General features: G+C 76.0%; 11 protein-coding genes. 2 read left to right on the top strand and 9 right to left on the bottom strand.

What is annotated here, in order from left to right; translation table 11 throughout:
* Positions 1 to 12 precede the first annotated feature (12 nt).
* Positions 13 to 810 (top strand): inositol monophosphatase family protein, encoded by a 798-nt coding sequence (locus IH61_RS0104335; protein ID WP_031065130.1) that lies wholly within the window; start codon positions 13 to 15, stop codon positions 808 to 810.
* 11 nt (positions 811 to 821) lie between these two features.
* Here the strand turns inward: IH61_RS0104335 and IH61_RS0104330 are convergent, their stop codons facing one another.
* From IH61_RS0104330 to IH61_RS0104315, 4 genes are all read right to left on the bottom strand, one after another.
* Entirely contained in the window at positions 822 to 2,354 is a 1,533-nt protein-coding gene (locus tag IH61_RS0104330; protein ID WP_031065128.1) for a pyridoxal phosphate-dependent decarboxylase family protein, read from the bottom strand.
* Positions 2,351 to 3,772, bottom strand: a complete 1,422-nt coding sequence (locus tag IH61_RS0104325; protein ID WP_031065127.1) for a diaminobutyrate--2-oxoglutarate transaminase family protein — start codon at positions 3,770 to 3,772, stop codon at positions 2,351 to 2,353. Before IH61_RS0104325 ends, IH61_RS0104330 begins: the two co-directional genes overlap by 4 nt.
* Positions 3,773 to 4,001: 229 nt before the next feature.
* Positions 4,002 to 4,712 (bottom strand): response regulator, encoded by a 711-nt coding sequence (locus IH61_RS0104320; RefSeq protein ID WP_031065126.1) that lies wholly within the window; start codon positions 4,710 to 4,712, stop codon positions 4,002 to 4,004.
* Positions 4,709 to 6,373, bottom strand: a complete 1,665-nt coding sequence (locus IH61_RS0104315; RefSeq protein ID WP_051836208.1) for an ATP-binding protein — start codon at positions 6,371 to 6,373, stop codon at positions 4,709 to 4,711. The genes IH61_RS0104320 and IH61_RS0104315 overlap by 4 nt, the downstream gene beginning before the upstream one ends.
* Positions 6,374 to 6,529: 156 nt before the next feature.
* Between IH61_RS0104315 and IH61_RS0104310 the strand changes: the two genes are divergently transcribed.
* The gene (locus tag IH61_RS0104310; RefSeq protein WP_031065124.1) at positions 6,530 to 7,927 is read left to right on the top strand and encodes a cation:dicarboxylate symporter family transporter; all 1,398 of its coding nucleotides are present in this window, start codon (positions 6,530 to 6,532) and stop codon (positions 7,925 to 7,927) included.
* A 153-nt stretch (positions 7,928 to 8,080) separates the two neighbouring features.
* On the opposite strand, the gene IH61_RS0104305 is transcribed toward IH61_RS0104310, so the two are convergent.
* The 5 genes from IH61_RS0104305 to IH61_RS0104285 all read right to left on the bottom strand — a co-directional run bounded on the left by IH61_RS0104305 (position 8,081) and on the right by IH61_RS0104285 (position 13,487).
* On the bottom strand, positions 8,081 to 9,070 hold the full coding sequence (locus IH61_RS0104305) for a hypothetical protein (RefSeq protein ID WP_031065122.1): 990 nt from the start codon (positions 9,068 to 9,070) through the stop codon (positions 8,081 to 8,083).
* Between the two features lie 128 nt (positions 9,071 to 9,198).
* Positions 9,199 to 9,834: a GTP-binding protein gene (locus tag IH61_RS0104300; protein ID WP_031065120.1), complete on the bottom strand. Its 636-nt coding sequence runs from the start codon at positions 9,832 to 9,834 to the stop codon at positions 9,199 to 9,201.
* On the bottom strand, positions 9,815 to 10,159 hold the full coding sequence (locus IH61_RS45595) for a DUF742 domain-containing protein (protein ID WP_051836243.1): 345 nt from the start codon (positions 10,157 to 10,159) through the stop codon (positions 9,815 to 9,817). Before IH61_RS45595 ends, IH61_RS0104300 begins: the two co-directional genes overlap by 20 nt.
* A gap of 236 nt (positions 10,160 to 10,395) precedes the next feature.
* The gene (locus IH61_RS0104290; protein ID WP_031065113.1) at positions 10,396 to 10,806 is read right to left on the bottom strand and encodes a roadblock/LC7 domain-containing protein; all 411 of its coding nucleotides are present in this window, start codon (positions 10,804 to 10,806) and stop codon (positions 10,396 to 10,398) included.
* A complete protein-coding gene (locus IH61_RS0104285) occupies positions 10,803 to 13,487 on the bottom strand; it encodes a nitrate- and nitrite sensing domain-containing protein (protein ID WP_051836206.1) in 2,685 nt (894 codons plus the stop codon). The genes IH61_RS0104290 and IH61_RS0104285 overlap by 4 nt, the downstream gene beginning before the upstream one ends.
* Positions 13,488 to 13,491: the final 4 nt, after the last annotated feature.

Genomic DNA, 13,491 nt, shown 5'->3' with positions numbered 1-13,491 from the left:
ACGAGCGTGCTGATGGACAAGGTGGCGGAGATACTCGCCGAGGCGTCGGCCGAGGTCGTGGAGCCGCGCTTCCGCGCGCTGGCGGCGGGCGAGGTGATGGAGAAGGCGCCCGGCGAGCTGGTGACGGTCGCCGACCGCGAGGCCGAGGCGATCATCTCCCGGCGGCTGCGCGAGCTACTGCCCGTCCCGGTGGTCGGCGAGGAGGCCGTGGCCGCCGACCCCTCCCTCACCGAGGCCCTGCGCTCCGAGCCCGCCGTCTGGCTGGTCGACCCGGTGGACGGCACGTCCAACTTCGTCGCCGGTCGCCCCGAGTACGCCGTGATGTGCTCGCTGGTCCGAGGCGGCCGCACCGTCGCCTCCTGGATCTGGCAGCCGGAGACCGCGACCGCGTACACCGCCGAACTCGGCTCCGGCGCCTGGCGCGACGGCGAGCGCCTCACCCGTCCGGCCGCGCCGGCCGACGCGGCCGAGCTCACCGGCGTCCTCAAGAGCCGCTTCCTCGCCCCGCAGCACCGCCACCGCCTGGAGGCCAACTGCGAGGTGTTCGGCGAGATCGACCCCGGCCTCAGCGCCGCCGGCGTCGAGTACCCGGAGGTCGCGAACGGCCGGTTCGACTTCATCTTCTACTGGCGCACCCTCCCCTGGGACCACGCGCCCGGCTCCCTGCTGGTCACCGAGGCCGGCGGCGTCTCCGCCCGCCTGGACGGCACGCCGTACCGCCCCGAGGCGCCCGGCTGCGAGGACGGCCTCCTGGTCGCCGCCGACCCGGCCACCTGGGAGCTCACCCGCGCCGTCCTGACGGCCGGCTGAAGCGACCGGGATCAGCCCGCCCGCTCCCCCGCGACCCTGCGCCCCGCCCCCACCACCTCCCGCAGCAGCGCCTCCACCTCACCCACCGTCGTGTGCGGGTTGAGCAGCGTCAGCTTGAGCCGCACCCGCCCCGGCCCCTCCCCCGGCAGTTCGGTGCGCCCGACCACCGCCCGCCCCGACCGCAGCAGCAACCGCCGCAGCCGCCCGTTGAGTTCGTCGGTCTCCTCCGCCCCCAGGCCCGGCGGCCGGTAGCGGAAGAGCAGCGCGGTGAGCACCGGCTCGGCGTGCAGTTCGAGCAGCGGCTCGGCGCGGACGGCCCCGGCGGCGGCGAGCGCGAGGTCGTGGCAGGCGTCGACCAGCCGCCCGAGCCCGTCGCGCCCCAGGGTGCGCAGGGTGACGGCGAGTTTGAAGGCGTCGGCCCGCCGCGTGGTGCGCAGCGAGCGGCCCAGCAGGCTGGGGTAGCCGGCCTGCTCGTCGTCGACGGGGTTGAGGTACTCGGCCCGCCGGGCGAGGGAGACGTAGGTCTCGGCGCGCCGGACGAGGAACACCCCGGCGGCGGCCGGCTGCCAGCCGAGCTTGTGCCAGTCGAGGGAGACGGAGTCGGCGCGGGCGATGCCGTCGAGCAGCGGCGCGAGCCGGTCGGACAGCAGCGCCCCGCCCCCGTACGCGGCGTCGACGTGCAGCCAGGCGCCGTAGCGTCCGGCGAGTTCGGCGGCGGCGTGCAGCGGGTCGACGGCGCCGGTGTCGGTGGTCCCGGCGGTGGCGACGACGGCGATCGGGGTGCGCCCGGCCCAGCTGGCCTCGGCCATGGCGCGTTCCAACTCGTCCTCGCGCATGCGTAGTTCGGAGTCGACGGGGACGGGGACGACGGCGCGCTCGCCGAGCCCGAGCAGGGCGGCGGAGCGCTGGACGGAGAAGTGGGCGGCCTCGGAGGCGAGGATGCAGGGCCGCACGCCCGCCGGAAGGCCGTCCAGTTCGACGATGCCGTCGAGCTTCTGGTCCCGCGCGAGCATCAGCCCCATGAGGTTGGACTCGGTGCCGCCGGAGGTGAGGACGCCTGCGGAGCGCGCAGGGTCGTAGCCGACGAGTTCGGCGAGTTCGGCCAGGAGCGCGGTCTCGAGGGCGGTGGCGGCGGGCGCCTGGTCCCAGGAGTCCTGGGAGGGGTTGAGGGCGCTGACGGCGAGGTCGGCGGCGGCGGCGACGGCCAGCGGCGGGCAGTGCAGGTGGGCGGCGCAGGCGGGGTCGGCGGGGTCGGCGGCGCCGTAGGCGAGGAGTTCGGTGAGCCGGGCGAGCGCGCCGCGACCGCCCTCACCGGTACCGGCGCCGGTACCGGTATCGGCATCGGTGAGCGCATCGGTGACGAGTGCGGAGATCTCGGCGGGGCTGCCGGCGGGCAGCGGTCCGGAGCGCAGGGCGATGCCGGTCTCCAGCGCGTCGAGGACGGTGGCGAGCAGCGGGGCGAGCGCGCCCGGCCCGCCCGCTCCGCCGGCGAGGGCATCCAACGGGGCGTCCTCGCCGGGCAGTTCGGGCAGGGCGCCGGTCACCGTGCGTCTCCGGCCGTCCCGAGGGAGGCTGCCGCGATGGCGTCGGCGAGCCGGTCGAGGACCGCCCGGGCCTGCTCGTCGGTGATGGTGAGCGGGGGCAGCAGCCGCAACACGGCGTCGTGCCGGCCGCCGAGTTCGACGATCAGTCCGCGCGCCAGGCAGGCTTCGCGCACCCGCACGGCCAGCGCCGGGTCGGCGGGCCGGGCTCCGCAGGCGTCGGGTTCGGCGGCGGGGTCGACGAGTTCGACGCCGATCATCAGCCCGCGTCCGCGCACGTCCCCGATGACGGGCAACTCGTTGGCGAGGGCGCACAGTTGGTCGACCATGCGGGCGCCGACCAGGGCGGCCCGGTCGGCGAGGGAGTGCGCGGCGACATAGCGCAGGGTGGCGGCTCCGGCGGCCATGGCGAGGGTGTTGCCGCGGAAGGTGCCGGTGTGGGCGCCGGGGAGCCAGCCGTCGTAGTCCTCGCGGTAGACGACGACGGCGAGCGGCAGGCTGCCGCCGATGGCCTTGGAGAGCACCATCGCGTCGGGGAGGATGCCGCTGTGCTCGACGGCCCACATGGCGCCGGTGCGTCCGACGCCGGTCTGGACCTCGTCGACGATCAGCGGGATGCCGCGCTCGGCGGTGACGCGGCGCATGGCGCGCAGCCAGTCGTCCGGCGCGGGGACGACGCCGCCCTCGCCCTGCACGGCCTCCAGGACCATCGCGGCGGGGGTGACCACGCCGCCGGAGGGGTCGTCGAGCAGCCGCTCGACGTAGGTGGCGGAGAGTTCGGCCCCGGCCTCGCCGCCGACGCCGAACGGGCAGCGGTAGCCGTACGGGTAGGGCAGGCGCACGACGTCCCGCCCGCCGGGCAGCGGTTCCTTGACGGCGACGTTGCCGGTGAGGGCGAGGGCTCCGGCGGTCATGCCGTGGTAGGCGCCGGTGAAGGCGAGGGCGCCGGAGCGGCCGGTGGCGGTCTGCATGAGTTTGAGCGCGGCCTCGACGGCGTCCGTCCCGGCGGGGCCGCAGAAGTGGACCTTGGCATCGGCGGCGAAGGCGGGGGGCAGGCTCTCGAAGAGGGCGCCGGTGAAGTCGTCCTTCTCGGCGGTGGCGAGGTCGAGGAGGTGGAGGGGGGCTCCGCTGTCGAGGGTGCGGCGGATCGCCTCCAGCACGACGGGGTGGTTGTGGCCGAGGGCGAGGGTGCCGGCGCCGGAGAGGCAGTCGAGGTAGCGCCGCCCGTCGGCGCCCTCGACGGTCATGCCGTGGGCGCGGACGGGGACGATCGGGAAGGAGCGGGCGTAGGTGCGGGCGGCGGACTCGCGCACGCGCTGGCGGCGCAGGATGGCCTCGCCGGGGCCGGATGGTCCGGGGCCGGGTGCTCCCGGGGCGGGGGCCTCGGAGGCGGCCTGGGCGGGTACGGCGGCGAGCGGCATGGCGGACCCCCAAATGAAAGTTAGGTAAGGCTAACTTTACTGCCCCTGACCTGCCCGGATGCGCCGGGGCCCGTAGAACCACCCGTGCGGGTGAACCGTCGCCGCATCACGCCCCCGGTCCCCTAACGAGCGCCGGCCCGGAAGGACACGGCCGGGCGCGACCGGGCGCCGCCCCCAGCGGGCCGTCAGGTGCGGCGGGCCACGACCGGGCGCCGCCCCCGCCGGGCCGTCAGGCCCGGCCCGTCCAGCGGTAGCACAGCTCCGGCCGCCCGACGCTGCCGTACTGCGGCTCGCGCACCGCCCGTCCGGTGTCCACCAGGTGCTCCAGGTACCGGCGCGCGGTGATCCGGGAGACCCCGGCGGCGGCGCCCGCGGCGGCGGCCGACAGGCCCGTCTCCGCCTCGCGCAGTACGGCCGCCACGCTCTCCAGGGTGGGGGCGCTCAGCCCCTTGGGCAGGGTGCTGCGCTCGGAGGTGCGCAGCAGCGCGAGCGCCTGGTCGACCTCGTCCTGTCCGGTGGCCTCGCCGGTGCGCCCGAGGCTGGCGCGGTAGCGGGCGTAGCGCTCCAGCCGGTCGTGCAGGGCCGCGGCGCTGAACGGTTTCAGCAGGTACTGCACGACCCCGGCGGAGACGGCCTGGCGGACCATGACGAGGTCGCGGGCCGAGGTCACGGCGATGACGTCGGTGGTGTGCCCGGCGGTGCGCAGCGTGCGGCACAGCTGCAGCCCGTGGCCGTCGGGGAGGTAGAGGTCGAGGAGGGTGAGGTCGACGGGCCGGCCGGCGGCGCGGGCGCGCTCCAGGAAGCGCAGCGCGTCGGCGCAGCTGTGCACCGTCCCGGCGGCGTGGAAACCGGGTTCGCGCTCCACGTACAGGGTGTGGGCGGCGGCGGCCACCGGGTCGTCCTCGACGACCAGGACGGAGATGCCGAGGTCCTCGCTCATGCCGGCTCTCCCGCCCGCTCGAGGGCCCGGCCGGCCAGTGGCAGCCGTACGGTGAGCACCGCGCCGCGCTCGCGGCCGACCTCGACGGTGCCGCCGTTGCGGCGGGCGGCCTGGGCGACGAGGGCGAGGCCGTGCCCGTGGCCGTCCTGCTTGGTGCTCCAGCCGCGTCGGAAGACGTCGCGCACGGCGGCGGGGTCGATGCCGGCGCCGGTGTCGGCGACGCGCAGGACCAGGCAGTCGCTCCCGGAGTCGATGCGGGCGGTGACGGTGACCTCGGGCGGCTGCGGGCTGTGGGCGGCGCCGGCGATGGCGGCGTCCACGGCGTTGTCGATCAGGTTGCCGAGCACGGTGATGAGGTCGCGGGCGCTGAGCCCGGGCGGGAGCACCCCGTCGTCTATGCGGCTGTCCTCGGTGAGGGTCAACTCGACGCCGCGCTCGGCGGCCTGGGCCGCCTTGCCGAGCAGCAGCGCGGCCAGCACCGGTTCGGCGACGGCCGCGACGACACGGTCGGTGAGCTGCTGGGCGAGCGCGAGTTCGGCGGTGGCGAACTCCACCGCCTGTTCGTGGCGACCGAGTTCGATCAGCGAGACGACGGCGTGCAACCGGTTGGCGGCCTCGTGCGCCTGGGCGCCGAGGGCCTCGGTGAAGCCGCGCACGGAGTCCAGTTCGCCGCTGAGGGACTGGAGTTCGGTGTGGTCGCGCAGGGTGACGACGCGGCCGAGGCCCGTGCCGATGGTGGAGGTGTTGAGCACCACGACCCGCTCGGCGGTCAGGTGCACCTCGTCCCGTACGGGCTCGGCGCCGAGCACGGCCGCCGTCAGCGCCTCGGGCAGTCCCAGGCCCTCCAGCGGCCGGCCGTTCAACTCGCCCTCGAGGCCGAGCAGTTCGCGGGCGGCGTCGTTGCAGAGCACCACGGCGTGGTCGCGGTCGAGCAGGACGAGCCCCTCGCGGACGGAGTGCAGGGTGGCCTGGTGGTACTCGTAGAGGTGGCTGAGTTCGTCCGGGCCCATGCCGTGGGTGTGGCGCCGCAGACGGGAGTTGGCGAGGTAAGTGCCGAGCCCGCCGAGCGCGAGGGCGCCCACCGCGACACCGACCAGGGCCAGCAGCGGGCCGCTGAGCTGCTCGGAGATGGAGTCGAGCGTGATGCCGACGCTGACCAGCGCGATCACGTGGCGCTGCCCGTCCAGCACCGGGGTGACCACCCGCACGGACGGGCCGAGGGTGCCGGTGTACGTCTCGCTGCTGGTCTCGCCCGCGAGCGCCCGGTCGATGTGGCCGAGGTAGCGGCGGCCGATCTCCTCGGGCCGGGGGTGGGTCCAGCGCACCCCGGCGGTGTCCATGACGGTGATGAAGGAGACGCCGCTGTCGGTGCGCACCTGCTCGACGTACGGCTGGAGCACGGCGGTCGGGTCCGCCCCGGTGACGGACTCGCGCACCGTCGGCGAGTCGGCGACGGCGTGCGCCACGGCCGTCACCTCGCGGCGGGCGGCGCCCTCGGTGCGGTCGGCGGTGAACAGGTACGCGAGCACCGCGCCCCCGGCCACCACGGCGGCGACGATCACCACCTGCACCACGAACAGTTGCCCGGCCAGGCTGCGGACCAGCCGGCGCGACAGGCGCGGCCGGCGGCGCGGGGTGGTGGGGGCGGGGCGCACGGACATGCCTGCCAGTGTGCACCACCGGGTGCGCGCCCCGTCGCGGCCGTGTTCCGCGAACTCTATGAACACAAACGTGACCTGCGTCACCCGTCCGCCGCATAGTCGGATCGGCCCTCCCCACCCAAGGGCCGCCAGGACTGCACGGCAAGGGAGCCGCAGATGACGAACGCCGCAGCCGCCCCGGTGGGCGCGCCCAGACGTAAGGACCGCACCCACTACCTCTACCTCGCCGTGATCGCCGCCGTGATCGCGGGCGTGGTGGTCGGCCTCGCCGCGCCCGGCTTCGCGGTGGAGCTGAAGCCGGTCGGCACGGGCTTCGTCAATCTGATCAAGATGATGATCAGCCCGGTCATCTTCTGCACCATCGTGCTGGGCATCGGCTCGGTCAGCAAGGCCGCCAAGGTCGGCCGGGTCGGCGGCCTCGCCCTCGGCTACTTCCTGGTGATGTCCACCGTCGCGCTCGCCATCGGCCTGCTCGTCGGCAACCTGCTCGAGCCCGGCGGGGGCCTGCACCTGACCGCCGCGCTCGCCAAGTCCGGCCACGCCCAGGCGGCGGCCGGCGGCGCCCAGTCCACCACGGACTTCCTGCTCGGGATGATCCCCACCACCCTGTTCTCCTCCCTCACCGAGGGCAAGGTGCTGCAGACCCTGCTGGTCGCGCTGCTGGTCGGCTTCGCCCTCCAGGCGATGGGCAGGTCCGGCGCGCCCGTGCTGCGCGGGGTCGAGCACATGCAGAAGCTGGTCTTCCGGGTCATGTCGATGATCATGTGGGTCGCGCCGGTCGGCGCCTTCGGTGCGATGGCCGCCGTCGTCGGGGCCACCGGCACCGCCGCGCTCAAGAGCCTCGCCGTGATCATGATCGGCTTCTACCTGACCTGCACGCTGTTCGTCGTGGTGGTGCTGGGCGCGCTGCTGCGCCTGGTCGCCGGGATCAACGTGTTCAGCCTGCTCAGGTACCTGGGCCGGGAGTTCCTGCTGATCCTCTCCACCTCCTCCTCGGAGAGCGCCCTGCCAAGGCTGATCGCCAAGATGGAGCACCTGGGCGTCAGCCGCCCGGTCGTCGGCATCACCGTGCCGACCGGCTACAGCTTCAACCTCGACGGCACCGCGATCTACCTGACGATGTCCTCGATCTTCATCTCCGAGGCGCTGGACAAGCCGATGGGGCTGGGCGAGCAGCTGTCGCTGCTGGTCTTCATGGTGATCGCCAGCAAGGGCGCGGCCGGGGTCACCGGCGCCGGACTGGCCACCCTCGCGGGCGGACTCCAGTCGCACAAGCCCGCCCTGGTGGACGGCGTCGGGCTGATCGTCGGCATCGACCGCTTCATGTCCGAGGCCCGGGCGCTCACCAACTTCGCGGGCAACGCCGTCGCCACCGTGCTGATCGGCCGCTGGACGGGCGAGCTGGACGCCGAGCGCGCCGCGCTGGTGCTCGCGGGCGACCTGCCGTTCGACGAGCGGACGCTCGTCGACAGCGCCCACGGCGCGGACGGCCCGCAGGACGACGACCGGGTGCCCTCGGCCACCCCGGCGAGCGCAGCGCCGGTGACCGCCTGACCCTCCCCCTCACTCCCCCCGGTCCGGATTCCCCCGGCGGACCGGGGGGGTTCACATCCCGGATAACAGATGTCAGCGAACAGATTTCATCATCTGTTCGCTGACATCTGTTATCCCTCCGCCCACTCCCCCGGTTCGTCCTTCCTCCGGACCTCAGAGCTCCTCGGAGCCGCTGATCCCCCAGGCCACCCCGCTCGCCGGGTCCTCCAGGGCGACGTGCAGATGGCGCAGCCCCTCCGCCGGCTCCAGCCAGGTGAAGCAGCGCATCCTGGCCACCAGCGCGGCCGCCTCCGGTCCGCCCGGCCGCCTCGCCCCCGCCATCGCCGCCAGCGCCCGCCACACCGCCAGCCTCCCGTGCGCCGAACCGCGCTCACGCCCGCCCGAAGCCGCCTGCACCAGCGCCGGGTAGACCAGCGCGAACGGCAGGTACCCCCCGGTGACCCTGCGGCGCCGGGCCAGCCGGGCCGCCGCCAGCGGGGCCGAGCCGCGCACGCAGACCGTCTCCGCCCAGGGCGCCAGCGCGGCCAGCGCCGCCGCCGCGACCGTCGCCCGGTGGGCCCGCTGCCCGCCCAACCGCTCCACGGGCTCGGGCAGTTCGACCTCGACCAGGCCCTCCCGGTCGGCCGGCAGGGTGAGCAGCGCGCTGCGCGCCCCGCCGCACGGCAGGTACTCCCGCACCCGCGCCCCCTCCTCCCACCCGGCCGCCTCCCAGGGCTCCAGCCGCAGCGGCACGCCGTCCGCCCCGGGCTCCGGCCCGCCCGCGAAGCCGCCGTACGCGAGGTCCTCGCCCAGCAGCACCCGGGTGTGCGCGACCAGCCGCCGCACCGGCGCGGGGCCCAGCAGCGGGGCCAGCCGCAGCCAGGAGTGCCGCGTCGCGAGGACCTCCCACAGCGGCCCCGCGTCGTGGTCCCCGACCCCGGCGGCGGCGCCCGGGCCCCCGTCCGGATCGAACAGCCGGGCCGCCACCTCGGGCGGCGCCGAGTACGCGATCAGGTGCCCGAGCGGCGCCGCCAGCCCCGCCGCCATCGCCTCCCCCGCCCGCTCCACGGCGGCCGCGCGCCCCTGCCGGTAGGCGGCCAGCAGCTCGGGCCAACGGCCGTCGTCGGCCAGGGCGCGCAGGCGGTGGTCCTCGTCCGTGATCACGATTTTCAATGTACGGGCCAAGGAGTCGCATCCCCCGGCTTGCCACCGGGCTCGGTGCGTCGAGGGCCCTTCCCGCCCGCGCCGCCCGCGCCGCCCTGGTCGCCCACGCCTCCCGCGCCGCCGCGCGCTCAGCCCACCGCCGGGGCGTCGGCGAGCAGGCGGGCCGCGTGGACCCGGCCCGCGTGTTCGACCAGGTTGATCAGCACCTCCTTGCCCGAGGCACGTCGGCGGGCGTCGCAGAGCAGGACGGGCGTACCGGCGTCCAGGTCGAGGGCGCGGGCCACGTCCTCGGGGCCGTACTCCCGGGTCCCGGCGAAACGGTTCACCGCGACGACGAACGGGATGCCCCGGTGCTCGAAGAAGTCGACGGCCGGGAAGCAGTCCGTCAGCCGCCGGGTGTCGGCGAGCACGACGGCGCCCAGGGCGCCCTGCGCCAGCTCGTCCCAGAGGAACCAGAAGCGGTCCTGGCCGGGGGTGCCGAAGAGGTAGACGGACAGGCCCTCGCGGATGGTGATCCGGCCGAAGTCCATCGCGACCGTGGTGGTGGTCTTGCGCTCCACCCCGTCCAGGTCGTCCACCTCGCGCCCGGCCTCGGTCAGGCGCTCCTCGGTGCGCAGCGGGCGGATCTCGCTGACGGCGCCGACCAGCGTCGTCTTGCCGACGCCGAAGCCGCCCGCGACGAGGATCTTGAGGGCGAGGACAGCGGTGTCGGGGTCGTCGTCCCCCTCCGGAACGGGGTGGCGGTCAGAGTGCGCGGAGTCCATGGACGACCTCCTGGAGGATGCGCTCGTCGGGGAGCAGGGCGGGCGGGACGGGGCGGGTGACCCGGATCAGCCCGGCCGCCAGCAGGTCGCCGAGGAGCACCCGCACCACGCCCACCGGCAGGTCGAGGTCGGCGGCGAGTTCGGCCACGGACAGCGGGGTGCCGCGGCACAGGTCGAGGATGCGGGCCTGTTCCGGACCGGCCGGGAGCTCGGCGGCGGCCGGGGCGAGCAGGGGGTCGGGCTGCTCGGCGCGGACCAGGGCGATCAGGTCGAAGCGCTGCCCCTCCCCGGTGCGCCCGCCGGTCATCGCGTACGGGCGCACCAGCGGCCCGGCCTCGTCGTCGTACCAGCGGGCATGGTGGGCGGCGGCGAGGGGGTTGCGCGGCTCGGCGCCCGGCGGGCCCGGGGGCGCACCCGGGCCCCGCGCGCCGTCGGGTTCGGTGCGCGGGTGCTCGGGGCGCTGCCGGAACGGGCCCTGAGCGTACGAGCCCTGGGCGTACGGGCCTTGCTCGAACCGGCCCTGCTCGTACGGACGCTGCTCGTACGGACGCTGCACCGGGCTCACCCGCCGTGGACCGCGCGCGGTGCGGTGCCCAGGTGCTCGCCGACGCGGCGCACCATCCTGGCCATCTCGTAGGCGATCAGGCCCAGATCGGCGCGGGCGGTGGTGAACACGGCGAGGCAGGTGCCCTCGCCGGCGGCCGCGACCAGCAGGTAGCCGCCCTCCAACTCGACCATGGTCTGGCGCACTTCGCCGGCGCCGAAGTGGCGGCCCGCGCCCTTGGCCAGGCTGTGGAAGCCGGAGGCGACGGCGGCGAGGTGGTCGCCGTCCTCGCGCTGGAGGCCGGCGGAGCTGCCGATGGCCAGGCCGTCCGCGGAGAGCATCACGGCGAAGCGGACCTCCGGGGCGCGCTGGGCCAACTCGTCGAGCAGCCAGTTCAGCTCGCCCGCGCGGTGGGTGGTACCGATCATGTGGTCTCTCCTTCGGGTCGGTGCTCTGGCAGGTGGCGCTCGCCCGGCCTGTCGCCGGGCTGGTCGCTCGTGCGGCCGTACGGCGTTTCGCCGTACGGCCGGGAGCCGCGCGCCCACCCGGTCTGGAAGGCGGCCATCGCGGCCCGCGCCTCCTCCGGGCTGCGCTCCTCGGGCCCGGCTGCGGCCCCGGCGACGGTCCCGGACGCGAACCGGCCTCGGCGCGGGTCCGGCCTCTCGGGGGCGGCCCGCAGCTGCGGCGCCAGGCTGGCCTGGCGGACGCGGCGCGGCAACTCCTCCTCGCTGGCCGCGAGTTCGGACCGCTCGGGGCCGGAGCGCGGACGCACCGCGCTGCCCGGGCCGCCGTCCGCCGCAGGCCGGTGCGGGGAGCGGCACGGGGAGCGGTACGGGACGTGGCGCGCCGGGCCCGACTCCCCGGCCCTGCCCCCGAAGGACAGCAGCGCCGCCCCCTCCCCGGCCTCCGGCGGCGGCCCACCCGCCGCCGGAGGAGTCCCCGTCGGCCCGTACGCGGGGGCCGCCGGAGCCATCGGAGTCCGCGGGGGTGTCACCGACTCGATGTCCAACTCCTCGACGGGCTCGATCTGTTGGTGCGGCTGCCCGCTCCCGTCGGCCAGCAGCTCCGTGGGCAGCAGGACGACGGCCGTGGTGCCGCCGTACGCGGAGGGCACCAGCGAGACCCTGACGTCGTGCCGCCGGGCGAGCCGGCTGACCACGAACAGGCCCAGCCGGTCGCTGTCGAACAGGTCCGACTGCTCGGCGGCGGCGATCCGCCGGTTGGCGTCGGCCAGCGCGCCCGCCCCCATGCCCAGGCCCCGGTCCTCGATCTCCAACGCGTAGCCGTTGCCGACCCGTTCGCCGCGCACGTGCACCCGGGTGTGCGGCGGGGAGAACCCGGTGGCGTTCTCGACGAGTTCGGCCACCAGGTGGGTGAGGTCCGCGACGGCGTGGCCCGCGACGGCGGCGCGCGGCAGCGGGTGCACCTCGACCCGGGCGTACTCCTCGACCTCGGAGACGGCCGCGCGCACCACGTCCACCAGCGGGACGGGCCGGCGCCAGGCGCGCCCGGGGGCGGCGCCGGAGAGGATGATCAGGCCCTCGGCGTGGCGCCGCATCCGGGTGGTGAGGTGGTCGAGCCGGAAGAGGTCGGCGAGTTCGGACGGGTCCTCGGTGCGGCGCTCCATCGAGTCCAGCAGGGTGAGCTGGCGGTGCACCAGCACCTGGCTGCGGCGGGCGAGGTTGACGAACACCCCGGAGACCCCGGACAGCACCTCGGCCCGCTCGACGGCCGCCGTGACGGCCGCACGCTGCACGGTGCCCAGCGCCCGGTGCACCTGGCCGATCTCGTCACCGCCCACGGTGCTTCCGTCCGTCGGCCGAGGCGCCTCCGCCTCGACGTCCACCTCCTCGCCCGCCCTCAACCTGCGGATGGTGGCGGGGAGTTTGCGCCCGGCGAGGTCCAGGGCCGAGTTGCGCAGGCCGATCAGCTCGGTGACGAGCCCGCGCCCGATCTGCACGGAGATCACCAGCGAGGCGGCCACGGCGAGCAGGCCCAGCAGCACGGCGATCCCGGCCGGGGTGAACAGGCCCAGGGCGTAGGGGTTGCGGCTCTCGGCGGCGAGGCGGCCCGCCCGGTCCTCGGCGGCCCCGAGCGCGCGGGCCGTGTTCCCGGCCACCAGCGCCCACCGGTCGGCGGGCACGGCGGCCAGCGCGGCACGGGCGTCGGGCGAGGTGCGCACCTTCTCCTCGTAGGCGGCGAGGTCGCGGCGGTCCTGGTCGTCGGCGGCGGCCTCCGGGCCGTTCGCGGGCTGCACGCCGCTGACGGACTGCGCAACATGCGTCGACTGCACACCGGCGACGGACTGCTGGAGCTCCCGCCGGGCGAAGGCCGCGCCGGAGAACTCGCGCCACTGGTCGTCGCCGAGGGTTCCGGAGAGCCGGGCGGCGCGCAGCAACGCGTCCTCGCGGGCCAGGAGTTCGCGGGAGCGGGCGAGGTCGAGCGGGGCCCGTACGTCGGCGTCGCCGCCGCTGCCGCCGGGCCCGAGCCGCACGGTGACGGCCGTGGAGGCCGCGAGCGCCCGGTCCACCGCCTGCCCGTACGCCGTGTACGCCTCGGGCCAGCCGACGCCCCGGGCGAGCACGCGGGCGCGCAGTTCGGGCAGGGCGGCGAGGGAGCCGGCGAGGGCGTCCAGCCGGGCCGCGGCCTCGGCGCCGAGGCCCTGGGCGTCGGCCCGGTTGTAGCCCTGGCCGGGGCGGCCGGGGTCGGGGAAGAGCGGGGCGAAGGCGCGGTCGGTGCCGGACGCGGCGGTGCGCAGGTCTCCCTCGCGGGCGGCGGTGGGGGCGCCCTGGGCGGTGGCCAGGAGCTGTCCGGCGGCGGCCCGTTCGGCCTGGAGGCCCACGACGGTGTCGCGCAGCGGTGTGAGGACGGTGCGCTGGGCGTCGCGCTGGCGCAGCAGGTCCCAGACGCCCTGGGCGGTGGTGACAGTGGCGAACCCCCACAGGCCGATCACGGAGACGACCGGCACCATCAGCAGGGCGATGATCCGGGCGCGGACCGACCGGGGGCGCAGGCGGCGCAGCCAGGGGCCGGGGCGCGGCTGGCGCGCCGGCGGCCCAGCGTGGGCGCCCCGGCGCGCGCCGGGGGCGTGACCGCGGTCTTCTCGCATGGGT

Origin of the sequence: Streptomyces sp. NRRL WC-3742 (genome assembly GCF_000720635.1) — a bacterium.
Classification (GTDB): Bacteria; Actinomycetota; Actinomycetes; order Streptomycetales; family Streptomycetaceae; genus Kitasatospora.
Note: the sequence above shows the minus strand (reverse complement) of the source record. Positions and strands in the feature narration are given on the sequence as shown.

Excerpts from the sequence above, each read along its gene's own strand:
- IH61_RS0104335 (WP_031065130.1), top strand. The coding sequence starts at position 13 with ATGGACAAGGTGGCGGAGATACTCGCCGAGGCGTCGGCCGAGGTCGTG.
- IH61_RS0104325 (WP_031065127.1), bottom strand. The coding sequence starts at position 3,772 with ATGCCGCTCGCCGCCGTACCCGCCCAGGCCGCCTCCGAGGCCCCCGCC.
- IH61_RS0104320 (WP_031065126.1), bottom strand. The coding sequence starts at position 4,712 with ATGAGCGAGGACCTCGGCATCTCCGTCCTGGTCGTCGAGGACGACCCG.
- IH61_RS0104315 (WP_051836208.1), bottom strand. The coding sequence starts at position 6,373 with ATGTCCGTGCGCCCCGCCCCCACCACCCCGCGCCGCCGGCCGCGCCTG.
- IH61_RS0104310 (WP_031065124.1), top strand. The coding sequence starts at position 6,530 with ATGACGAACGCCGCAGCCGCCCCGGTGGGCGCGCCCAGACGTAAGGAC.
- IH61_RS0104300 (WP_031065120.1), bottom strand. The coding sequence starts at position 9,834 with ATGGACTCCGCGCACTCTGACCGCCACCCCGTTCCGGAGGGGGACGAC.
- IH61_RS0104290 (WP_031065113.1), bottom strand. The coding sequence starts at position 10,806 with ATGATCGGTACCACCCACCGCGCGGGCGAGCTGAACTGGCTGCTCGAC.
- IH61_RS0104285 (WP_051836206.1), bottom strand. The coding sequence starts at position 13,487 with ATGCGAGAAGACCGCGGTCACGCCCCCGGCGCGCGCCGGGGCGCCCAC.